Genomic DNA, 24,373 nt, shown 5'->3' on the forward strand with positions numbered 1-24,373 from the left:
CTTCGGGGCGTCCACTCGGCCGGGGGGCGGTGCCGGATCAGCCCGGTGACCCCTCCTTCACCAACGCGGGCTCGCTGCTCACCGGGGCAGCCGTCGCGCTCCGCGCCCGCGGTCCCTGCAGCAGATACGTCAGTCCGAAACCGGCGCCGACGACGGCCGCGCCGCCCACCGCGTCCAGCACCCAGTGGTTGCCGGTCGCGACGATCGCGGAGACCGTGAAGAACGGGTGCAGCAGGCCGAGCGCCTTCATCCACCACTTCGGCGCCATGACCGCGATCACCACTCCGCACCACAGCGACCACCCGAAGTGCAGCGAGGGCATCGCCGCGTACTGGTTGGTGAGGGCGGTCAGGGTGCCGTAGTCCGGCTTGGAGAAGTCCTGGACGCCGTGGACGGTGTCGATGATGCCCAGGCCGGGCAGGAGGCGCGGCGGGGCGAGGGGGTAGAGCCAGAAGCCGACCAGGGCGAGGAGGGTGGCGAAGCCGAGGGCCGAGCGGGCCCAGCGGTAGTCCACCGGGCGGCGCCAGTACAGGACGGCGAGGACGGTCAGCGGCACCACGAAGTGGAACGACTCGTAGTAGAAGCCGAAGAAGCCGCGCAGCCAGTCGATCCTGGCGACCGCGTGGTTGACGGTGTACTCGACATCGATGTGCAGGAACCGCTCGATGTCGAGGATCTGGTGTCCGTGCGCCTCGGCCCGCGACCGCCCGCCCGCGTTGGTGCCGCCGGTCGCCGCGAGTCTGACCTTCTGGTAGGCGGCGTAGGTGACGCGGATCAGGAGCAGTTCGAGCAGGAGGTTCGGGCGGGACAGCACCCGGCGCAGCTGGGGCACCAGCGGCACGTGCTTCAGCCGCGCCGGGACCGGCTCCGCGTACTTCGTGGGGACCGGCGCCTGGTAGTACGGCGAGGTGCGCGACAGGAACGGGACCACGGTCGCCGCGGCGAGGGCCGCGAGCAGGACGACGTTGTCGCGCAGGGGGTCCATCGCCGACATGTTCGGCAGCATCATCTTCGCGGGCAGCGTCATCACCAGGACGACGGCGACCGGCCAGACGTACCGGTCCGAGGCCCGCTTGCCGACCCGGCCGACGACCGCGAGCAGCACCCACAGCAGTTGGTGCTGCCAGGTCGTCGGGGACACGGCGATCGCCGCGCAGCCGGTGACGGCGACGGCGAGCAGCAGCTGGCCGTCGCGGGCGTAGCGGACGGCCCGGCGGACACCGAGGACGGCGACGGCGGTGCCGAGCGCGAAGAAGAGGGCGATCTCCAGGGGACCGTTGAGGTCGAGGCGGAGCAGGGCGCCGTGCAGGGACTGGTTGGCGAGGTCGTCGGCCTTGCCGCCCAGGCCGGTGCCGGCCATGTGGTGCACCCAGTAGGTGTACGAGTCGTGCGGCAGCGCCGCCCAGGCCAGCGCGGTCGCCGCGGCGAAGGTGAGCCCGGTGGAGACGGCGGCCTGGCGGCGGCCGGTGAACCACAGCAGCGGGGCGAAGAGCAGCACGGTCGGCTGGAGGGCGGCGGCGAGGCCGATCAGCAGGCCGCTGGCGCGCTCACCTCGGACGACGAAGCAGCCGACCAGCACGAGCAGCACCGGCAGGATGCTGATCTGTCCGAGCCAGAGGGCGTTGCGCACCGGCAGGGAGAGCATCAGCAGGCTGATCGCGACCGGCGCGGCGAGCTGGGAGGTGCGGCGGCTGACGGGCTGGGGCAGGGCGCGGGCGGCGACCAGGCCGAGGGCGACCACCAGCAGCAGGGTGCCGAAGGTCCAGCCCCAGCCGAGGGCCTGTTCGGCCGCGCGGGTGAGCGGTTTGAGGACGAGACCGCCGAAGGGGGTGCCGGTGAACCGCGTGGAGTCATACAGCGACCCCTTGACGTGCAGGACGCCGTTCGGGCCGACCCAGGTCTCCAGATCCGTCAGCCGCTCGCCCCTGGGCGTGCTGAGGACGACGGCCATCTGCCGGACGGCGAGGACCGCCGCGACCAGCCACAGGCCCAGGCGGGCCGCGCGCAGGCGTCCCCTGACCGCCTCGGCAGCCGTTGCCTTGAGGGCATCTGCCGGTCGCCCGCCATGCTCCACGTTCGCCACGCCTCGTCGGCCTCCCGCCCCATTGTTTCTTTCAGCCCCCAGAGGAAGACGCAGGCTACCCCGGCTTCACCTGTCGTCCGGCCTCCTTTTGTCTGGATGACGATAGTCCGCGGGGGGTGGGGTTGCCTCCGGGGGTAGCGAGATGGATCACAGGTAAAGCCCGGGGAAAGCTCTCGGCGGCGGGCAGACGCACCTGCGTAGGCGGCATTTAGGTGCGCTGTGCAACGACTTGGGTACGACCCGTGAGGGCGACAAGTGCGCCTATGGTCGCTTTTCGGCCTGCCGCCAGCGCTGCCGCGTGGGCCCTGCCTCTGTCCCCAACGAAAGGCAGGCGAGCGAAGTCTTGGCCACCGCCACAGCCGCCGTCCCGTCCGTACCCACCCGATCCCGTGAGGTCACCGCCACCGAGCCCGCCCTGGTCCGCCGTGCCGTGAAGGCCGCCGCGCTGGGCAACGCGATGGAGTGGTTCGACTTCGGCGTCTACAGCTACATCGCGGTGACGCTGGGCAAGGTGTTCTTCCCGTCCGGCAACCCGACCGCCCAGCTGCTGTCGACCTTCGGCGCCTTCGCCGCGGCCTTCCTGGTACGGCCGCTGGGCGGCATGGTCTTCGGGCCGCTCGGCGACCGGATCGGGCGGCAGAAGGTCCTCGCCGTGACGATGATCATGATGGCGGCGGGCACGTTCGCGATCGGCCTGATCCCGTCGTACGCGACGATCGGCGTCGGGGCGCCGCTGCTGCTCCTGCTGGCCCGGCTGGTGCAGGGCTTCTCCACCGGCGGTGAGTACGCGGGCGCGTCGACCTTCATCGCCGAGTACGCGCCGGACAAGCGGCGTGGGTTCCTGGGCAGCTGGCTGGAGTTCGGCACGCTGGCCGGCTACATCGGCGGTGCGGGCCTGGTCACGCTGATGACGGCCCTTCTCTCCACGCACGACCTGGTGACCTGGGGCTGGCGCGTCCCGTTCCTGATCGCCGGTCCGATGGGCGTCATCGGCCTGTACCTGCGTATGCGCCTGGAGGAGACCCCGGCCTTCGCGGCGGAGGTCGCCAAGACCGAGTCGAACCGCCCGAAGGTCCCCCTCCGCGAGATGATCACGACCCAGTGGAAGGCCCTCCTCCTCTGCGTCGGCCTGGTGCTGGTCTTCAACGTCACCGACTACATGCTGCTGTCGTACATGCCGAGCTACCTCACCAGTGAGCTCCACTACGACGAGACGCACGGTCTGCTGGTCGTGCTCGCCGTGATGGCCCTGATGATGATCGTGCAGCCCTTCGCGGGCGCCCTCACGGACCGCGTGGGCCGCCGCCCGGTCATCGCGGCCGGCTGCGCGGGCTTCCTCGCCCTCTCCGTCCCGGCCCTGCTCCTGATCCGCCAGGGCAGCCTCGCCGCGGTGGGCCTCGGCATGGGCGCGCTCGGCCTCCTCCTGGTCTGCTTCACCGCCGCGATGCCGTCCGCCCTCCCGGCCCTGTTCCCGACCCGCGTCCGCTACGGCTCCCTCTCCATCGGCTTCAACATCTCGGTCTCCCTGTTCGGCGGCACGACCCCCCTGGTGGTCACGGCCCTGATCAGCACGACGGGCAACATGATGATGCCGGCGTACTACATGATGGCCGCGGCGGTGATCGGCGGAATCGCGGTCTGGTTCATGAAGGAATCGGCAGGCCGCCCGCTCCCGGGCTCGGCACCGTCGGTAGAACGCTGAGCGCACCGACGCAACCCCATCAGCGCGGCCCGCTCCCGGAACACCCCCGGAGCGGGCCGCGCCACCCCTGCCAACAAGCCCCCGCAACACCGGCCCGCCAATGCCGGGAATCCCGGCGTCGGGTCCGAGGAGCACCGCCCCGCGGGCCCACCAGCCTGGCACCCCGCCGACCTCCCTTCGCCTGTTGACCTGGCCGGCCCCCGCCCAGGCCGCAGCAGCCGCAGGCCTGAGCGCCGTACCGCGCTCCCGCGACCAGAACGCCCCCGGAGCGGGCCCCGCTGCGCCCTCCCCCGCGCAACCCCTGCCAAGAAGCCCCTGCAACACCCGCCCATCAGTCCCCGGAATCGCGGCACCAGGGCCTAGGAGCCCCGCCCCGCGGGCCTGGCAGCCCGCCGCCCCACCGACATCCCGCCGCCTGTAGACCCTCACGGCACCCGCCCTGGCCGCAGCAGCCGCAGGCCTGAGCGCCGTACAGCGCTCCCGCGACCAGAACACCCCCGGAGCGGGCCCCGCTGCGCCCGCGACCCCGCCGCGAAGGCCCCGCGCAACCCCCGCCGACAATCCCCGCACCATCCGCCCACCAGTGCCCGGGGTCCCGGCGTCGGGTCCGAGGAGTCCCGCCCCGCGGGCCCACCAGCCCGGCGCACCGCCGACATCCCGTCGCCTGTAGACCATCGCCGGCACCCGCCCAGGCCGTAGCGGCCGCGGGCCTGAGTGCCGTAGCGCGCTTCCGTCTGCGGAACCCGTGATCCGTCCGCTCGTTAGGGAGCCTAGTTAGAATTCTTAACCGACCGCATGGACCAGGCCATCGAAAGGCACAGGGGAATGAGCGAGTCGCAGCTCTGGGGCGCCGTTGACGACTACTTCACCAGCCGGCTCTCGCCCGACGACGAGGTGCTGGAGGCGGCCCTGCGGGACAGTGAGGCGGCCGGGCTGCCGGCGATCGCCGTCACCGCGCCCCAGGGCAAGCTGCTGCAACTCCTCGCCGAGATCCAGGGCGCCCGCACCATCCTGGAGATCGGCACCCTCGGCGGCTACAGCACCATCTGGCTGGCCCGCGCCCTGCCCGAGGACGGCCGGCTGGTCTCCCTGGAGTACAGCGCCAAGCACGCCGAGGTCGCCGTCCGCAACATCGCGCGCGCCGGCCTCGACCGGCTCGTCGACGTGCGCGTCGGCCCCGCCCTGGAGTCGCTGCCCAAGCTCGCCGACGAGAACCCGGCCCCCTTCGACCTGGTCTTCATCGACGCGGACAAGGCCAACAACCCGCACTACGTGGAATGGGCGCTGAAGCTCACCCGCGCCGGCAGCCTGATCATCGTGGACAACGTCGTACGGCAGGGCCGGGTCGCCGACGCGGACAGCACCTCCCCGGACGTCGTGGGCACCCGCGCCGCCATCGAACTCATCGCCGAACACCCCAGGTTGACGGGTACGGCCGTCCAGACGGTCGGCGGCAAGGGGTACGACGGGTTCGCGCTGGCGCGGGTGCTGTAGGCGGCGGAGCCGCCCCACGGGCCCCGGCTAGAACTCGTGGAAGAACCCCACGTTGACGCTGCGCGGGGCGGTGCGGTCGCGGATGACGATCTCGCCGTTGCCGCCCCGGGGCAACGCCACCGTCCCGCCGTAGGCGAGCGGCTGCGCGTACTCCCCGACCACCAGCCGGACCTCCGAGGACGGGTCGGGCTGCGAACCGCGCAGCCAGGTCACCTGCCAGGTGCCCTCCGGCCCGCACACGAACTCCAGATGGACCCGGGAGACGAACAGCCAGTCGTCCGGCGTCACCAGTCGGCACGCGGACTTGTCCCGGCCCACCCGCAGCACGGCACCGGGCTCGCTCGGCGCGTCGGCCATCAGCATGCCCGCCGTGGCCCCCTCTTCCCCGGAGACGGTGGCCATGGTCAGTTCGAGCACGTGCGCTCCTCGTGAAGTGTCCTTACACAGCGGGCGCATGATAAATCGCCCGGCCAGGTCGCGTCCGGCACAATGGAGTCATGACCGAGCGAAAGCCACCGGGCGTCCCGTTCGAGTCCTGGGTCGACAAACAGATCCGCGACGCGGAGAGACGCGGAGAGTTCGCCCAACTGGCCGGAGCGGGCAAGCCGTTGCCCGCCGGAACCGACACCACGTACGACGAACTGTGGTGGATCAAGCAGAAGATGGCCCGTGAGGGCCTCTCGGTCCTGCCACCGACCCTCGCCCTGCGCAAGGAGGCCGAGGACGCCCTCGCCGCGGCGTACGCGGCGCCCTCGGAACGCATCGCCCGCAAGATCGTCACGGACGTCAACGTCAAGATCCGGGACATGATGTTCAAGCCGCCGCCCGGGCCTCCACTCGGGATGAAGCCGTACGACGTCGAAGAGGTCGTACGCGAGTGGCACAGGCGCCGGACGGCGGCGGAAGAGTCGGCGGGAGAGTCAGCCGTGTAGCAGGCGCTCGGCGAGCTCGCGGTAGTCGCGCAGGGCGAGCCGGAGCTGTTCGGTGTCGGGGTGCGTGCCCTTGCCCTCGGCCTCGTCACCGTCCTGCCAGGACGACCGCAGGGTGCGCCGCCGCCGGGTCACGGCCTCCGCGAACCGGCCGGCGATCTCCTCGACCACCTGGTCGGCCTCCCGCACGGCGTTCCGCGGCTCGTCGACGAACCCGGAGACCGCCTGCCGCAGCCGCAGCTCCAGCTTGTCGCACTCCTCGTGAGGGAGCAGACGGGCGGTGGAGCCGGTGCCGGAGGTGCGGGAACTGGTGCCGGAGGTGCTGGAACCCGTGCCGGAGGTCGCGGTGCCGGGACCGGAGGTGGCCGTGCCGGGTTCGGTGAGGTCGCTGGTGTCCGTGACACCCGTGGTGCCGGAGGCAGAGGCTCCGGAGGCACCGGTGTCCTCGGAGCGGGCCTCGTCCGGGGTCGGGAACGGGGGGACCGTCCGGCCGTGGCCGCTGTCGCCGCCCGCCACGTCCTCCCGGTTCCGGTCCGTGGTCTCGCGCTCGGCCTCGTTCGGCGTCGGTGCCGCCGTCCGCCGCGTGGTCCCGTCGGCGTCGGCGCTCTTCCTCGCGCCCGTACCCGGGCCGGTCGTTGCGTCGGTCATGTCGCTCAACTGCCCTTCACATGACGTCGGTTGAGAGCGAACGGCAGGTGGCCGTTCGTTCGGGTGGCCGCCGGGGCCTGGGACTTCTCGTCGGCGTGGTGGATCGGCGAGGTGAGGTCCTCGAAGAGCGCGCGGGCCTCGACCATGGCCTCCCGCAGCTCCTCCGTGTCCGCCCGCTCGCCGTCCCGGCCGCTCGCTCCGACGACGCCGTGGACGCGCCGGTAGCCGTGGACGTGGTGACCGTGGTGCACGGAGATCGCCTCGAGCTGCTCCTCGTACTTGCCGTCCGGGAAGCCGCGCACGGCGGCCAGCTCCGACAGCAGCCGGTCGGCCTCGGCCACCGCCTCCCGCGGCGAGTCGACGAACCGCTCCTGCGCGGCCGCCCAGCGAGCCTCGAACTGCTCGCGCTGAGCCGGCTCCAGCGCCCGCTCGCGCAGCGAACCGTGCCGCTCCACGCGCTCGGTGAGCTCGCGCTCGGCGGCCTGGGTGTCCCCGTTGTGCCGGGCCAGCGTCCGGTCGTACTCGGGCCCGAAGCGCCGCTTCAGGTTCCGGCCGCCGTGCGGGCCCCGGGCGCGCGAGGTCAGGACGGCCGCGACAACGACCACGGCCGCCACGATCACAATCAGAGCAATGATCAAGCCTGTGGACATGGGTGCCTTCCAGTGTGTCGGCCCCTCGGGCCGGTTCTTTGACCGGGTTGCCCGCGAACCCCCGCTCAAACTGCGCCGGAAATCCATGGGACCGGCGTGTCGAATGAGCCGCGGCCCGATCGACGGCAGGGTGAGGGCGCCACCCAGGGCGCCGGATTCCGAGGAGGTCATGATCATGGGTGAGGTCATCGCACGGCTGGCCATGTCGCTGGACGGGTACATCGCGGGCCCCGAGTCGGGGCGGGAGCACCCCCTGGGGATCGGCGGGGAGCGAATGCACTCGTGGGTGTTCGGGCTGCGCAGCTTCCGCCGGATGCAGGGTGTGGAGGGCGGGGCGACGGGCCCGGACGACGACCTGATCGCCGAGCACATCGAGCGGCCCGGCGCGGTCGTGATGGGGCACGGCATGTTCATCACGGGCGAGATCCCGTGGGGCGAGGAGCCGCCCTTCCATGCGCCGGTGTACGTCGTCACCCACCACCCCCGCGAGCCCCTCGTCCGCAAGGGCACGACCTTCCACTTCGTCACCGAGGGGCCCGGGCGCGCGCTGGAGCTGGCCCGCGCGGCGGCCGGCGACAAGGACGTCTCCCTGGCGGGCGGCGCCGACCTGGTCCAGCAGTTCATCCGCGCGGGGTGGCTGGACGAGCTGCTGCTGCACGTCGTGCCGGTGCTCGCCTGTGGCGGTCGCCGGCTGTTCGACAACCTCGGCGACCAGCACATCGAGTGGCGCAAGACCCAGGTCCTGGACTCCCCCGAGGTCACGCATATCCGGTTGCGCAAGGTGCCCGCGTCCGGCTGAGAATGCCGTCCATGACCTGGACCGTAGCCCCGGAGCCCGTCGACTCGGCCGTGGCCGCCGCCCTGTGGCGGGCGTACTACACGGAGGTCAGCGACCGCTGGTACCTCCTGCACGAAGGGCACCGGACGGACCCCGCGGAACTGGAGCGGGAGATCGCCGCCAACCCCGGCTCCGAACTCGCCCCGCCCACCGGGCGGTTGCTCGTCGCGCGGTACGACGGCGTGCCGGCCGGCTCGGCGGGCGTACGGCTGCTGGACGCGGCGACCGCCGAGCTGACCCGGGTGTTCGTGGCCGAGGGGATGCGCGGCAGGGGCGGCGCCCCGCTCCTGGTGAGCGCCGCCGAGGAGGCCGCCCGCGCCCTCGGCGCCCGGCGGTTGGTCCTCGACACCCGCGGCGACCTCGTGGAGGCGCGTGCCCTGTACGCGCGGCTCGGGTACCGCGAGACCGAGGCGCACAACGACGACCCGTACGCCGAGCACTGGTTCCGCAAGGAGCTGGTCAACTGAGCTCGGTCGTCCGGCCCTTCTGCGGCTGTTCGCGTTCCGAGCCGCACAGCTCGTCGTTCAACTCCTTCACCAGTTGGACGAGGTCGGTCGGGCGGTCCGGGCCCCACCAGTCGCCCAGGAGTCCGGCGAGGGAGTCCTCACGGGCCCGGGAGAGCCGCTCGGCGACCTCGCGGCCGGTGTCGCTGAGGACGAGGTCGAGGCCCTCGCGGACGGCCAGGCGCCGTTCCTCGACCTGGCGGGAGGCGTCGAGGATGACCTCCAGCGGCACAGGACCGCGCTCGGCGAGGACACCCGGCTCGACCCAGCCGTAGCGCTTGATCCGCAGCAGCAGCCAGCTCGCGCCCGGCAGCAGGTCGTAGCCCGCCCGCTCGGTGATGGTGCGGTAGATCTCGCGCCGGCCCTCCCGGGTGCCGAGCACGGACAGCGCGCGGCACACCTCGTCGTACGAGGAGCGTTCGACCGGGTTGCTGGCCAGGGTCTCCGTGACGTCGGGCGCGGTGACCGAGCCGCGCAGCTTGTCCTCCTTGAGGAACCAGGCGAGCACGAAGCCGAGCAGCGCGACGGGGGCCGCGTAGAGGAAGACGTCGGTGATGGAGGAGGCGTACGCGTGCACGGCGGGGGCGCGCAGGGCGGGCGGGAGCGAACCGATGCCGCGCGGGTCGGACTTGAGCGCGTCCGCCGAGACCCCGCCCGGCAGCCGGGCGCCCCGGAAGGCGTCCGCGAGCTTGTCGGAGAGACGGCCGGCGAAGACCGTACCGAAGATCGCCACGCCGAAGGACGCGCCGATCGAGCGGAAGAAGGTCGCGCCGGAGGTGGCGACGCCGAGGTCCTCGTAGGAGACCGCGTTCTGCACGATGAGCACCAGGACCTGCATGACCAGGCCGAGTCCGAGACCGAAGACGAAGAAGTACGTGCTCATCACGGCGGTGGAGCTGTTCTCGTCGAGCCGGTGGAGCAGGAGCAGGCCGATCGTGGTGACGGCGGTACCGGCGATCGGGAAGACCTTCCAGCGGCCCGTACGGCTGACGATCTGTCCGGAGACGGTGGACGACAGCAGCAGGCCGAACACCATCGGCAGCATGTGCACACCGGAGAGGGTGGGCGTGACGCCCTGCACGACCTGCAGGAAGGTCGGCAGATAGGTCATCGCGCCGAACATGGCGAAGCCGACGATGAAGCTGATGACGGCGGAGAGCGTGAAGGTGCGGACGCGGAACAGCTTCAGCGGCAGGACGGGTTCGGCGGCGGCCCGCTCGACCTGCACGAACACGACGGCGAGGAGGACGCCCAGCACCGCGAGTCCGACGATCTGCGGCGAGCCCCAGTCCCAGGTGGTGCCGCCGAGCGAGGCCACCAGCACCAGACAGGTGGCGACGGAGGCGATGAGGACGGTGCCGAGGTAGTCGATGACGTGCCGGGTGTCCTTGCGCGGGATGCGCAGCACGGCCGCGATCACGGTGAGCGCGACGACGCCGACGGGGAGGTTGACGTAGAACACCCAGCGCCAGCTCAGATGCTCGGTGAACAGTCCTCCCAGCAGCGGCCCGAGCACACTGGTCGCCCCGAACACGGCCCCGAACAACCCTTGGTAGCGTCCGCGTTCCCGCGGCGGTACGACGTCCCCGACGATCGCCATCGACAGCACCATCAACCCGCCGCCGCCGAGCCCCTGGACGGCCCGGAAGGCGATCAGCTGGGGCATGTTCTGCGCCATGCCGCACAGCGCGGAGCCCACCAGGAAGATCACGATCGCGGTCTGGAACAGCCGTTTGCGCCCGTACTGGTCGCCGAGCTTGCCCCACAGCGGGGTCGCGGCGGTGGAGGCCAGCAGGTAGGCGGTGACGACCCAGGACAGGTGCTCGAGCCCGCCGAGGTCGCTGACGATCGTCGGCAGCGCAGTGGACACGATGGTCTGGTCGAGCGCGGCGAGCAGCATGCCGAGCAGTAGTGCGCCGATCGAGACGAGGACGTTCCCGGGCACGTGCGGGTCCCGCGCCTGCCGTACGTGCCCGGCCACAGCGGGCGCATCCCCTGCCATGAAGGCCTCCCTGGTTTCAAGTCGTTCCGCGGCGTGTTCCGCCGTGATTTCCCATCGTGGTGGGAGTGACCGGATATGGCTTGTCGAGTCCTGCGGAAGGAGGGATTCCGGGGGCTTGTGGGAGATGGGATGGAGAAGATCTGCATAATCCTTGGAGCTCGCGAGGCGAGCGCGTGTCCATGTGGAGGGAGGGACGAACGCGTGACAGACCCGGAGGGTCGGCGGTGCCCGGAGTGCGGAGCACCGAGAGACGCCGACAACACGCCGTCCTGCGCCTGCACCCGGCGCGCGTCCGAGGCCCTGCGTGAGACCCGTACGGCGGAGGCGGCAGCGGCGGAGGACTTCGACCCGCTGCGCATTCGGCCGTACGTGGAGCTGGAGGGCGCCGACGCGGGTACGACGATGCCGTTACGGACGGTCCGCCCCGAGGGACCGGGCCCGGCCGCGACGCCCGTGCCGCAGACTCCCCCCGAGGCCGGGCCCAGCACCCAGGACCTGCGGCTGTTCGAGGCGGGGCCCACGGAACACGAACCGGGGGACGACACCGGACGGCCGCGCGGCCGTCGCCGTACCGTGCTGCTGGGCGCGGCCGGGGCGGTCGTCGCCGTGGTGGCCGCGGCGGGGCTGGCGAGCGGGCTGTTCTCCTACGAGCCGCCCTCCCGGGACGACGCACTGCCGCACGACGTCCGCGCGAGCGTGCCGGACACGTCGCCGAGCACGGCGTCGGTGACGCCGTCGGGCCTGGCGGTCCCGGTGCGGCCGTCCGCCGCGCCGACACCGTCCGTCAGCTCCTCGGCGTCCGCCTCACCGACCCCGTCCACGACACCGAGTTCCTCGCCGACTCCGTCCCGCTCGCCGAAGCCGGCGACGACTCCGCCCACGGTCACGGCCACCGGCACCGTCGGCGCGCCGAACGCCCAGCCCAACACCCAGCCCCCGGTCCTCCGCCCCGGCTCCGAGGGCCCCGAGGTCACCGAACTCGAACTGCGCCTCACCCAGCTGGGCCTCTACACCCGCAAGCCTTCGGGCCACTACAACGAGGGCGTACAGGACGCGGTGACGAGATACCAACAGGCCCGAGGCCTCAGCGTCCCGGAGTACGGGGTCTACGACCTCGTGACCCGGTCACACCTGGAGTCGGAGACGACGGAGCCGTGACGACTCCGGTACCGGCCAACTGGCCGCCCATCCCGATCAGGACGGCCCGTCTCGTGCTCCGCGCGTCCGAGCCCAGGGACCGCGCGGCCTTCGTGAAGCTGTTCTCGTCGCCGGAGGTGGGCACCTACGTCGGCGGCCCCCGACCGCGCGCCGAGCTCGAACAGAAGACGCCGGAAGTTCCCGGACGACGGCCCGGTCTGTTCGTGGTCGAACTCGACGGAGCGATGATCGGCATGATCACGGTGGACCGGCGCGACAAGGAACGCCCGGGTCACGTCCGCCCGGAAGCGGGCGAGACGGAGCTCGGCTACATGTTCCTGCCGCACGCCTGGGGCCATGGTTACGCCGCCGAGGCTTGTGCGGCGGCGCTCGGCTGGTTCAGTGACGTGTCTCCCCGTGAGCCGGTGGTGCTGTGCGCCCAGACCGCCAACGTCCGCTCGACGCGCCTGGCGACGCGACTGGGGTTCGCCCAGGTGGAGCGGTTCGAGGAGTACGGCGCCGAGCAGTGGTTCGGCGTGTGGCGCGGGGGGCCGCTCCGGCAGCGGTCGCCGGACCAAACGGACCTGGTGAAGTCCGCTGCGGTTCGGTAGCGCCCCCGAAGGGGCGCGGGGAACTGCGCGACCGGCCACGATGGCGCCGCGGACGACCGACGACGCATCCGGCACTTCCAGCGGAGCGCTTAGCCGACGTACAGGCGGATTCCTCCGTCCGCGGTCGCCTCCACCCGTACCTGGGTGAGGTCCCGCACCACGACGTCCGGGTCGTGGAAGTCGGCGCGGGCGCCGACGCCCACCACGCGCATCCCGGCGGAGCGGCCGGCCGCGATGCCCGCGGCGGAGTCCTCGAACACCACGCACTGCGCGGGGTCCACTCCCAGTTCGGCGGCGCCCTTCAGGAAGCCCTCGGGGTCGGGCTTGCTGGCGCCCACGCACTCCGCCGTGATGCGGATCTCGGGCAGCTCCAGGCCGGCCGCGGCCATCCGGGCCGTGGACAGGGCCACGTCCGCCGATGTCACCAGCGCGTGGGGCAGGCCCCGCAGCGACGCCAGGAACGGGCCCGCTCCGGCGATCGGCACGACCCCGTCGACGTCCGCGGTCTCCTCCGCGAGCATGCGGGCGTTGTCGGCAAGGTTCTGCTCCATCGGGCGGTCGGGGAGCAGCAGCGCCATGGTCGCGTGTCCCTGACGTCCGTGCGCCACCTTCATCACCTCGTCGCCGTCCAGCCCGTGCCGCTCGGCCCAGCGCCGCCAGATGCGCTCGACGACGGCGTCGGAGTTCACGAGGGTGCCGTCCATGTCCAGCAGGAGGGCGCGGGCGGTCAGGACGGTGGGCACGGTGGTGACCGTCATCGGCAGCTCCAAGACGTGGCGGAAGGGCGCGTCGAGCAGACCCCGGAAGGGACAAAGCGCCCCGCCCGCCGGTCAGGGAAAACGGGCGGGGACCACTTTGTTTCTCCACGGTACAAAACCGGGCCGACATCCGCCACCACCGGGCGGAGAGTTCACCGGCCGTTCAGCTCGGGCCACGGCGGGCGCGCGCCGCTCAGCCCGCGATCGCCTCCCACAGCCCCCACACCCCGAGCCCCAGCATCAGCAGCGCCGCGATCTTGGTGATGAGCGCCAGCGGCACCCGCTTCATCAGCGCCTTTCCGCCGACGATGCCGAGCCCGGCCACCGCCCAAAGGGCCAGTACCGCGCCCAGGCCGACCGACAGCGGGTCGTCGTAGCGGGCCGCGAGGTTCGCCGTCATGATCTGCGTCAGATCACCGAACTCGGCGACGAGGATGAGCATGAAGCCGGCGCCGGCGACCTTCCAGAAGGACTGGTCCTCGGGCCGGCGGATCTCCTCCTCGTCCTCGCCCTTCTGCAACAGCAGCATCGCGGCGCCGGCCAGGAACAGCACCCCCGTCAGCGCGTGCACCAGCCCTTGCGGCAGCAGGGTCAGGACACTGCCGGCGGCCACGGCGAGCACGACGTGCAGCGCGAAGGCGGCGGCGACGCCCGCGAAGACGTACGAGGCGCGATAGCGCGTGCCGAGCACGAGCCCGGCCAGCGCTGTCTTGTCCGGCAGCTCGGCGAGGAAGACGACGCCGAAGACGAGCGCCGTGACGGTGATGCTGATCAAGAGGTCCTCAATCGGTCGGGCCGCCCCACCGAGAGTGATCACGTCTTCGGGAAGACACCTCGGCAGGGCAGCGCACTGGTCACCCGCGCCATGGGCACGGGCATGCACTGCTTGCCGAAGGTCTCGCTGGCGAGGTCCCTGGGACCCGCCTCCGGGCGCCGGCTCAGACGAGCTGAGCAGTATGTCGACGGTCCGGCGAAGAGCTACTCCCCTTCTGCGCCGTCCATGGTACGCGACGCCCGAGCGGGAGAAAGTTCGACCGTGAACCTTGTCGTGTCATGTACGCGTCACTAACTTCTTACCGAACGCTCACCCGTCCGCAACACGGCGCGACGAGCATTCCCCCGCTCGCCCTTCAACGCCCCAGCCCGACAAGGGAGTTCGCATGCCGAAGTTCTACGCGCGTCGACGGCTCAGCATACTCGCGGCTCTTACCGGTCTCATAGCCTCCGCGGCCCTCTTCAACGGCCCGGCCGCCTCCGCCGCCCTGCCCACCCCGGTCAGCGCCGCCACCGCCCGCAGCTACCTCGCCTCGCTCACCGTGGCCACCGAGAACCGCACCGGCTACAGCCGCGACCTGTTCCCGACCTGGATCACCATCTCCGGCACGTGCAACACCCGTGAGTACGTCATCAAGCGGGACGGCAGCAGCGTCGTCACCAACTCCGCCTGCACCGCGACCAGCGGCTCCTGGTACTCGCAGTACGACGGGGTCACCACCACCGACCCGAGCACCTTCGACATCGACCATGTCGTGCCGCTCGCCGAGGCCTGGGACTCCGGCGCCTCGGCGTGGACCACCGCCCAGCGCCAGGCCTTCGCCAACGACGTCACCCGCCCGCAGCTCATCGCTGTCTCAGCCAGCTCCAACCGCTCCAAGGGCGACGACGACCCGGCCGAGTGGGTGCCCACCCGTTCCGCGTACGTCTGCACCTACGTCCGCGCCTGGGTCCAGGTGAAGTACTACTACGACCTCTCCGTCGACTCGACCGAGAAGTCCGCCCTGCAGAGCTACCTCGCCGGTTGCTGATCGTTACGCACGGAGCCTCCCCCTGCACCTCCGTCGTTCCGTACCGTACGGTGCGACGGAGGAGCGTGATCTGGTGGCTGAGCTGCGTCTGGGGCCGTTGCTGAGGTACATCGGCGGCTCGAGTGCGACCGTGTGGGTCGAGGCCGGCCGGCCGGGCACCGCCGAGGTGCGGTGTGCGGACGGCGCCTCCGGGACGGCCCGCACCTTCCAGATCTGCGGACACCACTACGCCCTCGTCCCGGTCACCGGACTCACCCCGGGGGCCGCGACGGCGTACGAGGTCTTCCTGGACGGCACGCGTGTGTGGCCGGCGCCCGACTCCCCTTTCCCGCCCTCCGTCATCCGCGTCCCCGCCGACGACGAGGGCGTCCGCGTCTCCTTCGGCTCCTGCCGCTGGGCCGCCCCGGCCGCCGACGGGAACGACCCCGTCGGCCCGGACGCCCTGGACGCGCTCGCCCAGCGCATCGCGGCCGACCCGGACGGCGAACGCCCCGACGTGCTGCTGCTGTTGGGCGACCAGGTGTACGCCGACGAGGTCTCCGACGCCACCCACCGCTGGCTCGCCGCCCGCCGCGACCTGAGCGAGCCGCCCGGCGGCGAGGTCGCGGACTACGAGGAGTACACCCGCCTCTACTACGAGTCCTGGCTCGACCCCGAGGTGCGCTGGCTGCTGTCCACCGTGCCGACCTGCATGATCTTCGACGACCACGACGTCATCGACGACTGGAACACCTCCGCCGCCTGGCTCGACGACATGCGCGCGACCCCGTGGTGGCGGGAACGGCTGCTGAGCGGACTGATGTCGTACTGGGTGCACCAGCACCTGGGCAACGTGTCCCCGGACGAGCTGGCGGCCGACCCGGTCTACGCGGCCGTACGCGAACTGCCCGACGGAACCGACGAGTTGCGCGCGCACGCCTGCCGGGCCGACGCCGATGCGGCCGCGGTGCGCTGGAGTTACCGGCGTGACTTCGGCCGGGTGCGGCTGCTGATGGTCGACGCGCGGGCGGCCCGCGTCCTGGAGGAGGAGAACCGGGCCATGCTCGACCCGGGCGAGGCCAAGTGGCTGCGCGAGCAGGTGCTGGACGCGCGGGACGCGTACGACCACCTCCTCATCGGCACCTCGCTGCCCTGGCTGCTGCCGCACCTGGTGCACGACGTCGAGGCCTGGAACGCGGCCCTGTGCCGGGGCGACCGCGGGGCTCGCTGGGCTCGGTTCGGGGAGGATCTGCGGCGGAAGGCGGATCTGGAGCACTGGGCCGCCTTCCCGGCCTCGTTCGCCGCGCTGGCGGAGCTGATCGCCGAGGTCGGCTCGGGGGCCCGGGCACCGGCGACGGTGCTGGTGCTGTCCGGCGACGTCCATCACGCGTACGTGGCCGAGCCGACGTGGGTCACCGGCGCCGGGCCGGACGCGCGGGTGCTGCAGCTGACCTGCTCACCGGTGCACAACGCCATTCCGCGGGCGATGCGGTTCGGCTTCCGCTTCGGGTGGAGCGCGGTGGCCCGCGCACTGGGACGGCGGTTCGCCCGGCACGGCAGGTGCGCGCCGACGCCGGTCAAGTGGCGCAAGAAGGGCGGGCCCTGGTTCGGCAACCAGCTCATGTCCCTCGCGCTGCACGGCCGTTCGGCGCGGCTGCGGCTGGAGCAGGCACGGACGGACGGCGAGCTCACGCTGGTGGAGGAGTCCGTCCTCAGCAAGTGACCGGCCGCCTGATCCGGCGGGACCGCAGGTGAACGTCCTGTGCCGATCACATGTGCCCCCCGAGGAACTCCTGTCACACCACGGGCGTACGCTGTATGGCTGTTGATGGCCGCCCCTGCCGCTCCCCCGCGACGCTGCGGCTCGGTACGGGCCACCGGGGGAGTTCACGGGGAGTCGTGGTGCTGGAGAGTTTGGGCTCGCTGACCGGCAGCCCTTGGATCTACGTCATGGTGGCGCTGTCGGTGCTGCTCGACGTGTTCCTGCCCGTCCTGCCCAGCGGTGTGCTGGTGATCACGGCCGCGACGGCGGCGGCCGCGGGCTCGGCCACCGGCACGGTGCCGCACCGGGTCCCGGACATCATCGCCCTCACCCTGTGCGCGGCCTGCGCGTCCGTCCTCGGCGACCTGGTCGCCTACCGCCTCGCCTGGCGCGGCGGCGAACGCCTCGACCGCGCCATCGCCCGCTCCCGCCGGCTCTCCGGCGCGCAGGAACGTCTCGGCGCGGCCCTGGCCCGGGGCGGCGGCGCCCTGGTCATCCTCGCCCGCTTCGCCCCGGCCGGCCGCTCGGTCGTCTCCCTCGGCGCCGGCGCCGCCCACCGCCGGGCCCGCGACTTCCTGCCCTGGTCGGCGCTGGCGGGCCTGGCCTGGGCGGTCTACAGCGTGGCACTGGGGTACTACGGCGGCCAGTGGCTGGGTACGACATGGCTGGCGACCGGGGTGTCGGTGCTGGCGCTGTTCGGGGCGGGGGCCGGGGCGGCGTACGTGGTGCGCCGGCCGGCGAAGGCGTCCTAGCGACGGCGGGCCGACAGCTTCTCGGCCGCTCGGCCTCTCGGCCCCTCGGCCGCTCAGCCTCTCAGGCCGACGCTTTCTGTCCCCGCACCTCGAGGCCGTCCAGCAGTTCCGCCGTGGCCTGCGCGATCACCTCGACGGCGTGGTCGAACACCTCCCGGTTGTGCGCGGCGGGCGCCCGGAACCCGGACACCTTCCGCACGAACTGCAGGGCCGCGGCCCTGATCTCCTCCTCGGTCGCCTCCTCGGGCAACACGGGCGGACGAAGTGTCTTGATGCTCCGGCACATGCGACCAGTCTCACGCATGGGGCACGGCCCTGCCAGGCTCTTCGGCGGCCCGGGCGGTCAGGGAGACTCGTGCAGGTCCGCTCGCCAGTCGTTGGACTTGATCGGGTGGCCCTTCGGGTACTCCAGGTCGACCGGCCCGAGCAGGGTGAACCCGGCTCGCCTGCACACGGAGTTCGACGGTGCGTTCTCCACCTTCGGGAAGGCATGCAGAAAGCGGTGCTCACCAGCCTCCCGGGCGGCGACGATGACGGCCCGGGCCGCCGCGACGGCCAGCCCGCGTCCCTGGAACTCGGGCAGTACGCCCCACCCCGTCTCCCACACCACGCCTTCCCGCCACTCCCGCTCCCAGAACCCGACGGACCCGACCGTCTCCCCGCCCTCCGTCGACACGACCCGGTACATCTGCCCGTCCCCCAACGCGAGGTAGCGGCGGTGGCGCGCGGCGACCTTCTCCTCGCTCTCCGGCCCGCCCAAGTGCTCGGTCATCTCAGGGCTGTTGAGCCTGCGCAACAACCACAGGTCTCCTTCACCCCAAGGCTCGAGCCGCACCTGCTGCTCCCCACCCGTGATCTCCATGCCGCCACCATAGGACCCGGGTCTGACAGTCCCCCGTGTCTAGCCGCGCGGCCTGTCCGGTTCGGCGCCGGTGAGGGTGCGGCCGGCGTCCCACAGACGGGCCGCGACCGTCGGATCCGTGAGGTGGGTCCAGAGCGGTTCCTCGCGGGGCGTGCCGCGCAGGCCGAAGTGGCGGGGGCCCCACAGCTGTCCTCCGCGCACGGTGGGGTCGAGGACCGCCCGGACGGCCGGCCAGGCACCGGCGTCCTTGCCCTGGACGAGGAGGGCGGCGGGGGCCGCGCGCAGACGAGCGGCGGCGGTCACCGCGGGCAGCGGCGGGCGGGCGGGGGTGAGGGCGCCCAGGGCACCGCCGGGGTGGACCACCACGCTGGTCACCGTGCTGCCGTGGGCGCGCAGGCGGCGGTCGAGTTCCAGGCCGAAGTACATCTGCGCCAGTTTGGAGCGTCCGTAGGTGCGCTTGGGCCGGTAGTCCCGGTGGGACTGCAGGTCGGTGAGGTCCAGCCGTTCCGACTTCGCGGCGAAGCTGCCCACGGTGACGACACGGGCCGCCGGCGCGGCCGCCAGCAGCGGCATCAGGTGGGCGGTGAGTGCGAAGTGGCCGAGGTGGTTGGTGCCGAACATCAGCTCATGGCCGTCCCCCGTCTCACGGCGCGGGGGGTCGTCGAGCGCGACCCCGGCGTTGAGGACGACCGCGTCGAGCCGTTCCACCTCCAGCGCCCCCGCCGCCGTACGCAGCGACGCCTGGTCGGCGAGGTCCAGCCGCAGGGCACGCACCCGCGCGCCGGGCACCCGGGACCTGATCGACTCCAGGGCGGTCTCGGCCTTCGCCGGGTCCCTGCTGCCCAGCACGACGGTGGCCCCGGTGGCGGACAGCTGCTCGGCGGTGAAGTAACCGATCCCCGCGTTGCCGCCGGTGACCAGGAACACCCTGCCCTCGGCACGCGGTGGCCGGTGGACGTCCCAGGCGGACGGACTGGAGGACGTGAACGACATGAGGCGGACTCCCTTGCCACGGATGCTGCGAACGTGTGCCACCCACGCTTCCGGCCCCCACCGACACATCGCCCACCGATCCCCGACAGCCGCACCCCACGACCGACATCCCCCCGACAAACCACTCAGCCGTGCCACCCGGTTCGACGGAGGATGTCGAGAACGGCCCACCACCTCCGTCCCGGAGACGGCCGAACCACCCAGGCCACACCCCGGACCCCGCACCCCGCACCCCGCACTCAAGGAGCCCAGCATGACGATCCAGCGGATGGACAACGTCCTCATCGTGGTCGACGACCTCGACGCCGCCATCGCCTTCTTCGTCGAACTCGGCATGGAACTGGAGGGCAAGGGGCCCGTCGAGGGACCGTGGGTCGAACAGGTCATCGCGCTGGACGGCGTCCGGCAGGACGTCGCGATGCTGCGCGTCCCGGGTGGACACGGCCGCATCGAACTGGCGAGGTTCCACACGCCGAGGGCGGTCACCGCCGAGCCGAAGGACGCGCCGGCGAACACGCTGGGCATCCGTCGCGTCATGTTCGCCGTCGACGACCTCGACGACACCCTCACCCGCCTGCGCACCCACGGCGCCGAACTCGTCGGCGAAGTGGTCCGGTACGAGAACGTCTACCGCCTCTGCTACGTCCGCGGCCCCGAGGGCATCGTCGTCGGACTCGCCGAGGAAATCGGCTGAACGGCGGGGCGATGAGTTCGGGGGCCCGGGACGGTCTACCGGTCGTGGGCGGGTCAGGAGGCTCGTCGCGAGGGCGGCGGCAGGTCGCCACCGATCAGGAGGGCAGCGCGATGAGCGGACGTAGGGGCAGGGTGACCTGCGATCTCTCGATCTCGGTCGACGGGTATGCGGCGGGGCTCAACCAGAGCGAGGAGCGGCCGTTCGGTGACGACGGCGGTGACGGGTGGGGCGGCAGGCTGCACGCCTGGATGTTCGAAACCCCCGAGGAGAACCGGACCGAGTTGGGGCGGATGACGGCCGCCAAGGCGTACGTCCTGGGCCGCAACATGTTCGGCCCGGTGCGGGGCGCGTGGGACCGGGAGTGGAACGGCTGGTGGGGCGAGGATCCGCCGTTCCACGCCCCGGTCTTCGTGCTCACCCACCACCCGCGCGGCCCGCAGCCGATGAAGGGCGGCACCACGTTCCACTTCGTGACCGACGGAATCGAATCCGCGCTGGCACGCGCGCGTGAGGCGGCCGAGGGCGGCGACGTGTCCGTCCAGGGCGGCGCGACCACCGTCAACCAGTACCTCGCCGCGGGCCTGATCGACGAGCTGCGGCTGCACATCGTGCCGTTCACGCTCGGCGCCGGCACGCGGTTGTTCGACGGCGTCCCCGCCCTGCGTCTCGAGCAGGTGGAGTCCCGGGCGGCGAGTGCGGTCACCCACGTGACCTATCGCGTGCGGTCCTGAACGGAGGACGGTGGCACCGAACCGCCACTGCCCGAACTCCTCTCACCTTCGTTCGTGTGAACCCCCCTCGTTCGTGTGAACCACCCGAAGGAACTCGCATCCCAAATTCGAACAGGCGTAGCATTGTGGCGTGGCAACGACCTATGACTTCCCCAGTGACCTCCTCGCCGGTCAGGAGGAGCTGCCTCAGGTCCGGGCCGAGCTGTCGGCCCTGCTCAAGCGTCTCCCCTGGTCGGTCGAGCCCCTGGACGGTTTCAGCGACACCGGCGGCTGGCGCAAGGTGGAGCGGCCCGCCTCCCCGGGGTGGACGCCCGACGAACAGGCCGAGGTCGAGAAGCTCCGCCGCCGTGAGCACGAACTGGCGGTGTTCGTCACCACGCACCGCTTCTGGACCGAGGTCACGACCGACGACCGGGTGGACGCCCGCACGAGGCTGAAGCACGCGCGCGAGGAGAGGGAGACGGCGCGGGAGTGAACGCGGAAGACCCCGGCCGAGACGGCCGGGGTCTTCTCATCCGGTGGGCGCGGACGGTTTCGAACCGCCGACATCCTGCTTGTAAGGCAGGCGCTCTACCCCTGAGCTACGCACCCGAGACGAGTCGACAGCCTACCTTGCCGGAGGCAGTGCCCCGCAAACCCGTTTCGAACATCCTGCCCGGTACATCCTGCCCGGTCGGGGGGATAACCCCACCCCGCATCCGGGAGCGTCCCGGATCCCCCTCCCGCTCCCCGCTCCGTACGGTCGTAGAGCCTCAACAGTCCGTTTCGGGAAGCAGTCCGTTGCGGGAAGTCCGTCTCAGGGGGAGATCGTCATGGCCAGTCGCAGCAACGTCGCCCGGGGGGCGCTGGGTGTCGTCGCCGTCGCGTTGATCGGGGGGACCGCCGCGTGCGGAGCCTCCGCCGGGGACGACAAGACGCCGGACCACCGGACGTTCGCCCTGGCGGGAAAGACGCTCACCGTCGACTCCGACGACTCGGCGCTGGAGATCGTCGCCGCGGACGGCAACAAGGCGGGGCAGGTCGAGGTGACACGGTGGTTCCAGGGATCCGTGGCGATCGGCAAGGGCCCCAAGGTGACCTGGTCGATGAAGGACGACCGGCTGACGCTGCGGATGAAGTGCTCCGGTGTCGTCGCCGACTGCTCGGCCAAGCACCGGATCGAGGTCCCGCGCGGTGTCACCGTGAAGGTCGAGGACGGCGACGGGAGCGTGCGGGCCCGCGGCTTCGAGGACGCCCTGAGCATTCGTACGAGCGATGGATCCGTGCACGTCAGCGACTCCACGGGACCCCTGACGCTGCGCACCGCCGACGGATCCGTGCACGCCGACGTCTCCTCCCGGCAGGTCCGGGCCGCGAGCGGCGACGGCTCGGTGCACCTCACCCTGGGCGCCGTACCGGACCTCGTCGACGCCGGCAGTCACGACGGTTCCGTCACCGTCGCGCTGCCCCGGGCCACGTACCGGGTGACCACGAAGACCGGTGACGGCTCGGTGGACGTGTCGGTGCCCCGGGACGACTCCAGCTCGCACGTCGTCTCCGCGCGCACCTCCGACGGCAAGGTCACGGTGAAGACCGCGAACTGACCGGCCCGTGTGTTCGTCCTTCACGGGTGGGAGAATGAAACCCGGTACCCGCCAGGACGGATGACAGCACGGGAGAGGGATGTGACGGCGACACCTTCCGAGCCGTACTCGCCGTCGGTGCCACGCGCACACCGCAAGGCGCTCACGGACACCCTCACCCTCCTCGCCCTCCCCCTCGTCGCCGCGCCCGTGCTGCTCTCCGCGTTCGCCGGCGGCGGGACCCGGCGCTGGTTCGGCGGGCGGGCGGAGAGCCAGCGGGCGGAGGCGCAGGCGGCGAAGGACGCGGCGGCGGCCGCGTTCTACGAGCTGGACACCGCCCAGCGGGACCTGCGGATCTCGATCGAGACGATCACGGCCGTGGACGACTCCCCCGCCGCCCGCCGGGTCGTCTCCGACTTCGAGGCGCTGGGACGGCGCATCGACGAGGTCAGCCACCGCTACATCGACGCCGTCGACGCCCACGACCTCGACCGGGACGACCTGGAGGCCTCGGCCGCCGCGCACGCGCGCACCGAGCTGACCCGGGCCAAGGACGAGCTGCTGAACGTCAAGCGGGAGCTGGACCGTTTCGGCGACAGCCTCGGCCCGCTCCTCGGCAAGGCGGAGACCCAACTGGCCCGGCTGGCACCGGCGGTGGAGCGGGCCCGGCAGGGGCTGCTGGCCGCCTCGAACGCCCTGGACGCGGTACGGGGATCGGGTCTGAGGGCGGACGATCTCGCCGCCCGTCTCGCCGCGCTCGGCCCCGAGCTGACCAAGCTCAACCAGGGCGCCGGACAGCACGGCGTCCCGCAGACGCTGGAGCGGGCCGAGCGGGTGGCCCGGGAGGCCGGGGCGGTCCGGGCGGAGGCCGAACGCCTGCCCGAGAAGGCGGCCGAGATCGACCACCGTCTGGTCTCCCTGCGCACCCGCGCCGAGGCGCTCACCACCCGGGCCGGCCAGGTGGAGCCGGTCCTCAGCGAGCTGCGGCGGCGCTTCTCGGCGGCGTGCTGGCAGGACCTGCAGCACGTACCGGAGCAGGCGGCGGAGAACGTCCGGCAGGCCGAGCTGAAGCTGAAGGAGGCGCAGGCGGCCCGGGACGCCCAGCGCTGGCCGGACGCCACGGCCCTGCTGTCGACGGTACGGGCCCTGCTGAACACCACCGACGAGTCCGTCTCGGCGGCCCGGGACCGCCTCCAGCGGCTGAACGCCGTACAGAAGGACCCCCAGCAGGAGATCGACAGAACCCGCTTCGCGATCCGGGACGCCCAACGCCTGGCGATGACCGGCCGGTCGACCCCCGATCCGCGCCACGCGCGTCCCCTGGACGACTCCGTGGCACGGCTGGGCCGGGCGGTCACCGCCCTGGAGGGCCGCCACCCCGACTACTGGCACTTCCTCACCGAGACGGAGGCGGTCCGCCGGACGGTCGCGGACGTGGTCGCGCGGATCCGGGAGGAGCGTGGGGGCGGCCACTGAGCGACCGCCCCCGGGGCAGCCGGACTAGCTGCGGTAGGCGTAGTACGCCGAGTTCGGGTACGAGGCGGTCAGGCTCGACAGCGTCCGCCGGTGGGTGTCCGTGTCGTGGTACGTCAGATACGGCACGCCACTGGAGCTGCGGTACGTCGTCATCATGGCGTGGTCCTTCGACCCGTCCTTGTCGAAGTCCATCTGCAGCACGTCCCCTCGGGCGGGGGTAGGCGGGGCGTAAGCGGCGTAACGCCGTCCAGGGGAACCGTTTGGGTGCCGCCCGGCGGTGGCGCGGGCGGCGGTGGTCAGCCGGTCGGCCCGTGCGTTGCGCTCTCCCGGTCACGACCGGAAAATATCAACGATCTTCGCAGCTTCTCCACATGCGAATCCGACAGGAACGATCGCATACCG

The 24,373-nt window shown here is 72.0% G+C and carries 25 protein-coding genes, 1 tRNA gene and 1 pseudogene; 15 read left to right on the plus strand and 12 right to left on the minus strand.

Annotated features, from left to right (window positions below):
• Positions 1-37: 37 nt before the first annotated feature.
• Positions 38-2,083 (minus strand): bifunctional glycosyltransferase 87/phosphatase PAP2 family protein, encoded by a 2,046-nt coding sequence (locus ABZZ74_RS11160; protein ID WP_356763438.1) that lies wholly within the window; start codon positions 2,081-2,083, stop codon positions 38-40.
• A 343-nt stretch (positions 2,084-2,426) separates the two neighbouring features.
• Between ABZZ74_RS11160 and proP the strand changes: the two genes are divergently transcribed.
• Both proP and ABZZ74_RS11170 read left to right on the plus strand, forming a co-directional pair.
• On the plus strand, positions 2,427-3,785 hold the full coding sequence (proP, locus tag ABZZ74_RS11165; RefSeq protein ID WP_356763440.1) for a glycine betaine/L-proline transporter ProP: 1,359 nt from the start codon (positions 2,427-2,429) through the stop codon (positions 3,783-3,785).
• 825 nt (positions 3,786-4,610) lie between these two features.
• A complete protein-coding gene (locus tag ABZZ74_RS11170) occupies positions 4,611-5,279 on the plus strand; it encodes an O-methyltransferase (protein WP_356763442.1) in 669 nt (222 codons plus the stop codon).
• Positions 5,280-5,306: 27 nt separating this feature from the next.
• On the opposite strand, the gene ABZZ74_RS11175 is transcribed toward ABZZ74_RS11170, so the two are convergent.
• The gene (locus ABZZ74_RS11175; RefSeq protein WP_356763444.1) at positions 5,307-5,696 is read right to left on the minus strand and encodes an FHA domain-containing protein; all 390 of its coding nucleotides are present in this window, start codon (positions 5,694-5,696) and stop codon (positions 5,307-5,309) included.
• A gap of 80 nt (positions 5,697-5,776) precedes the next feature.
• On the opposite strand from ABZZ74_RS11175, the gene ABZZ74_RS11180 reads away from it, so the two are divergent.
• Positions 5,777-6,211 carry a DUF1992 domain-containing protein gene (locus ABZZ74_RS11180; RefSeq protein WP_133041282.1) on the plus strand — a complete coding sequence of 145 codons (435 nt, stop codon included), beginning with the start codon at positions 5,777-5,779 and terminating at the stop codon, positions 6,209-6,211.
• Here the strand turns inward: ABZZ74_RS11180 and ABZZ74_RS11185 are convergent.
• Positions 6,200-6,856 (minus strand): hypothetical protein, encoded by a 657-nt coding sequence (locus ABZZ74_RS11185; RefSeq protein ID WP_356763446.1) that lies wholly within the window; start codon positions 6,854-6,856, stop codon positions 6,200-6,202. The two genes, ABZZ74_RS11180 and ABZZ74_RS11185, sit on opposite strands and share 12 nt — an antisense overlap.
• Before the next feature lie 5 nt (positions 6,857-6,861).
• A complete protein-coding gene (locus tag ABZZ74_RS11190; protein ID WP_356763448.1) occupies positions 6,862-7,506 on the minus strand; it encodes a hypothetical protein in 645 nt (214 codons plus the stop codon).
• Between the two features lie 175 nt (positions 7,507-7,681).
• On the opposite strand from ABZZ74_RS11190, the gene ABZZ74_RS11195 reads away from it, so the two are divergent.
• Positions 7,682-8,305 (plus strand): dihydrofolate reductase family protein, encoded by a 624-nt coding sequence (locus ABZZ74_RS11195; RefSeq protein ID WP_356763450.1) that lies wholly within the window; start codon positions 7,682-7,684, stop codon positions 8,303-8,305.
• Positions 8,306-8,316: 11 nt separating this feature from the next.
• The gene (locus tag ABZZ74_RS11200) at positions 8,317-8,811 is read left to right on the plus strand and encodes a GNAT family N-acetyltransferase (RefSeq protein ID WP_356763452.1); all 495 of its coding nucleotides are present in this window, start codon (positions 8,317-8,319) and stop codon (positions 8,809-8,811) included.
• Here the strand turns inward: ABZZ74_RS11200 and ABZZ74_RS11205 are convergent.
• Positions 8,804-10,849: an MDR family MFS transporter gene (locus ABZZ74_RS11205; RefSeq protein WP_356763454.1), complete on the minus strand. Its 2,046-nt coding sequence runs from the start codon at positions 10,847-10,849 to the stop codon at positions 8,804-8,806. The two genes, ABZZ74_RS11200 and ABZZ74_RS11205, sit on opposite strands and share 8 nt — an antisense overlap.
• Before the next feature lie 201 nt (positions 10,850-11,050).
• Here ABZZ74_RS11205 and ABZZ74_RS11210 point away from each other — a divergent pair, with 201 nt between their 5' ends.
• Entirely contained in the window at positions 11,051-12,007 is a 957-nt protein-coding gene (locus tag ABZZ74_RS11210; protein ID WP_356763456.1) for a peptidoglycan-binding domain-containing protein, read from the plus strand.
• Positions 12,004-12,597 (plus strand): GNAT family N-acetyltransferase, encoded by a 594-nt coding sequence (locus ABZZ74_RS11215; protein WP_356763458.1) that lies wholly within the window; start codon positions 12,004-12,006, stop codon positions 12,595-12,597. The genes ABZZ74_RS11210 and ABZZ74_RS11215 overlap by 4 nt, the downstream gene beginning before the upstream one ends.
• Positions 12,598-12,686: 89 nt before the next feature.
• Here the strand turns inward: ABZZ74_RS11215 and ABZZ74_RS11220 are convergent, their stop codons facing one another.
• Both ABZZ74_RS11220 and ABZZ74_RS11225 read right to left on the minus strand, forming a co-directional pair.
• Positions 12,687-13,355, minus strand: a complete 669-nt coding sequence (locus tag ABZZ74_RS11220) for an HAD family hydrolase (protein WP_356763460.1) — start codon at positions 13,353-13,355, stop codon at positions 12,687-12,689.
• A 193-nt stretch (positions 13,356-13,548) separates the two neighbouring features.
• Positions 13,549-14,130, minus strand: a complete 582-nt coding sequence (locus tag ABZZ74_RS11225) for a TMEM165/GDT1 family protein (RefSeq protein WP_356763461.1) — start codon at positions 14,128-14,130, stop codon at positions 13,549-13,551.
• A gap of 385 nt (positions 14,131-14,515) precedes the next feature.
• On the opposite strand from ABZZ74_RS11225, the gene ABZZ74_RS11230 reads away from it, so the two are divergent.
• From ABZZ74_RS11230 to ABZZ74_RS11240, 3 genes are all read left to right on the plus strand, one after another.
• The gene (locus tag ABZZ74_RS11230) at positions 14,516-15,160 is read left to right on the plus strand and encodes an HNH endonuclease family protein (RefSeq protein ID WP_356763462.1); all 645 of its coding nucleotides are present in this window, start codon (positions 14,516-14,518) and stop codon (positions 15,158-15,160) included.
• 73 nt (positions 15,161-15,233) lie between these two features.
• A complete protein-coding gene (locus tag ABZZ74_RS11235) occupies positions 15,234-16,862 on the plus strand; it encodes an alkaline phosphatase D family protein (protein ID WP_356763464.1) in 1,629 nt (542 codons plus the stop codon).
• Between the two features lie 179 nt (positions 16,863-17,041).
• The gene (locus tag ABZZ74_RS11240; protein WP_356763466.1) at positions 17,042-17,653 is read left to right on the plus strand and encodes a VTT domain-containing protein; all 612 of its coding nucleotides are present in this window, start codon (positions 17,042-17,044) and stop codon (positions 17,651-17,653) included.
• Positions 17,654-17,714: 61 nt separating this feature from the next.
• Here ABZZ74_RS11240 and ABZZ74_RS11245 read toward each other — a convergent pair whose 3' ends face one another.
• The 3 genes from ABZZ74_RS11245 to ABZZ74_RS11255 are packed head-to-tail and all read right to left on the minus strand — an operon-like array spanning position 17,715 to position 19,508.
• Positions 17,715-17,939, minus strand: a complete 225-nt coding sequence (locus tag ABZZ74_RS11245; RefSeq protein WP_356763468.1) for a DUF2277 domain-containing protein — start codon at positions 17,937-17,939, stop codon at positions 17,715-17,717.
• Positions 17,940-17,996: 57 nt separating this feature from the next.
• Positions 17,997-18,515 (minus strand): GNAT family N-acetyltransferase, encoded by a 519-nt coding sequence (locus tag ABZZ74_RS11250; protein ID WP_356763470.1) that lies wholly within the window; start codon positions 18,513-18,515, stop codon positions 17,997-17,999.
• Between the two features lie 39 nt (positions 18,516-18,554).
• Positions 18,555-19,508 carry an SDR family NAD(P)-dependent oxidoreductase gene (locus ABZZ74_RS11255; RefSeq protein ID WP_356763472.1) on the minus strand — a complete coding sequence of 318 codons (954 nt, stop codon included), beginning with the start codon at positions 19,506-19,508 and terminating at the stop codon, positions 18,555-18,557.
• A gap of 253 nt (positions 19,509-19,761) precedes the next feature.
• On the opposite strand from ABZZ74_RS11255, the gene ABZZ74_RS11260 reads away from it, so the two are divergent.
• The 3 genes from ABZZ74_RS11260 (at position 19,762) to ABZZ74_RS11270 (ending at position 21,408) form a co-directional block, all read left to right on the plus strand.
• On the plus strand, positions 19,762-20,202 hold the full coding sequence (locus tag ABZZ74_RS11260) for a VOC family protein (RefSeq protein WP_356763475.1): 441 nt from the start codon (positions 19,762-19,764) through the stop codon (positions 20,200-20,202).
• A gap of 110 nt (positions 20,203-20,312) precedes the next feature.
• Entirely contained in the window at positions 20,313-20,933 is a 621-nt protein-coding gene (locus ABZZ74_RS11265) for a dihydrofolate reductase family protein (RefSeq protein WP_356763477.1), read from the plus strand.
• 130 nt (positions 20,934-21,063) lie between these two features.
• The gene (locus tag ABZZ74_RS11270; protein WP_356763479.1) at positions 21,064-21,408 is read left to right on the plus strand and encodes a hypothetical protein; all 345 of its coding nucleotides are present in this window, start codon (positions 21,064-21,066) and stop codon (positions 21,406-21,408) included.
• Between the two features lie 44 nt (positions 21,409-21,452).
• On the opposite strand, the gene ABZZ74_RS11275 is transcribed toward ABZZ74_RS11270, so the two are convergent.
• A tRNA-Val gene (locus ABZZ74_RS11275) sits at positions 21,453-21,524 on the minus strand.
• 221 nt (positions 21,525-21,745) lie between these two features.
• On the opposite strand from ABZZ74_RS11275, the gene ABZZ74_RS11280 reads away from it, so the two are divergent.
• Positions 21,746-22,516: a DUF4097 family beta strand repeat-containing protein gene (locus tag ABZZ74_RS11280; RefSeq protein ID WP_356763481.1), complete on the plus strand. Its 771-nt coding sequence runs from the start codon at positions 21,746-21,748 to the stop codon at positions 22,514-22,516.
• 81 nt (positions 22,517-22,597) lie between these two features.
• Positions 22,598-23,971, plus strand: coding sequence for a hypothetical protein (locus ABZZ74_RS11285; RefSeq protein ID WP_356763483.1), 1,374 nt, complete (start codon positions 22,598-22,600; stop codon positions 23,969-23,971).
• Positions 23,972-23,995: 24 nt separating this feature from the next.
• Here ABZZ74_RS11285 and ABZZ74_RS11290 read toward each other — a convergent pair.
• Positions 23,996-24,178 (minus strand): annotated as a pseudogene (locus ABZZ74_RS11290) (amidase domain-containing protein); the annotation flags it as partial.
• Between the last annotated feature and the right edge of the window lie 195 nt (positions 24,179-24,373).

This window comes from Streptomyces sp. NPDC006476 (assembly GCF_040612015.1).
GTDB lineage: Bacteria > Actinomycetota > Actinomycetes > Streptomycetales > Streptomycetaceae > Streptomyces > Streptomyces griseorubiginosus_B.

Coding starts and splice junctions, on each gene's coding strand:
- ABZZ74_RS11170 (WP_356763442.1), top strand. CDS start 4,611: ATGAGCGAGTCGCAGCTCTGGGGCGCCGTTGACGACTACTTCACCAGC.
- ABZZ74_RS11180 (WP_133041282.1), top strand. CDS start 5,777: ATGACCGAGCGAAAGCCACCGGGCGTCCCGTTCGAGTCCTGGGTCGAC.
- ABZZ74_RS11185 (WP_356763446.1), bottom strand. CDS start 6,856: ATGACCGACGCAACGACCGGCCCGGGTACGGGCGCGAGGAAGAGCGCC.
- ABZZ74_RS11190 (WP_356763448.1), bottom strand. CDS start 7,506: ATGTCCACAGGCTTGATCATTGCTCTGATTGTGATCGTGGCGGCCGTG.
- ABZZ74_RS11195 (WP_356763450.1), top strand. CDS start 7,682: ATGGGTGAGGTCATCGCACGGCTGGCCATGTCGCTGGACGGGTACATC.
- ABZZ74_RS11200 (WP_356763452.1), top strand. CDS start 8,317: ATGACCTGGACCGTAGCCCCGGAGCCCGTCGACTCGGCCGTGGCCGCC.
- ABZZ74_RS11205 (WP_356763454.1), bottom strand. CDS start 10,849: ATGGCAGGGGATGCGCCCGCTGTGGCCGGGCACGTACGGCAGGCGCGG.
- ABZZ74_RS11220 (WP_356763460.1), bottom strand. CDS start 13,355: ATGACGGTCACCACCGTGCCCACCGTCCTGACCGCCCGCGCCCTCCTG.
- ABZZ74_RS11230 (WP_356763462.1), top strand. CDS start 14,516: ATGCCGAAGTTCTACGCGCGTCGACGGCTCAGCATACTCGCGGCTCTT.
- ABZZ74_RS11245 (WP_356763468.1), bottom strand. CDS start 17,939: ATGTGCCGGAGCATCAAGACACTTCGTCCGCCCGTGTTGCCCGAGGAG.
- ABZZ74_RS11250 (WP_356763470.1), bottom strand. CDS start 18,515: ATGGAGATCACGGGTGGGGAGCAGCAGGTGCGGCTCGAGCCTTGGGGT.
- ABZZ74_RS11255 (WP_356763472.1), bottom strand. CDS start 19,508: ATGTCGTTCACGTCCTCCAGTCCGTCCGCCTGGGACGTCCACCGGCCA.
- ABZZ74_RS11260 (WP_356763475.1), top strand. CDS start 19,762: ATGACGATCCAGCGGATGGACAACGTCCTCATCGTGGTCGACGACCTC.
- ABZZ74_RS11265 (WP_356763477.1), top strand. CDS start 20,313: ATGAGCGGACGTAGGGGCAGGGTGACCTGCGATCTCTCGATCTCGGTC.
- ABZZ74_RS11280 (WP_356763481.1), top strand. CDS start 21,746: ATGGCCAGTCGCAGCAACGTCGCCCGGGGGGCGCTGGGTGTCGTCGCC.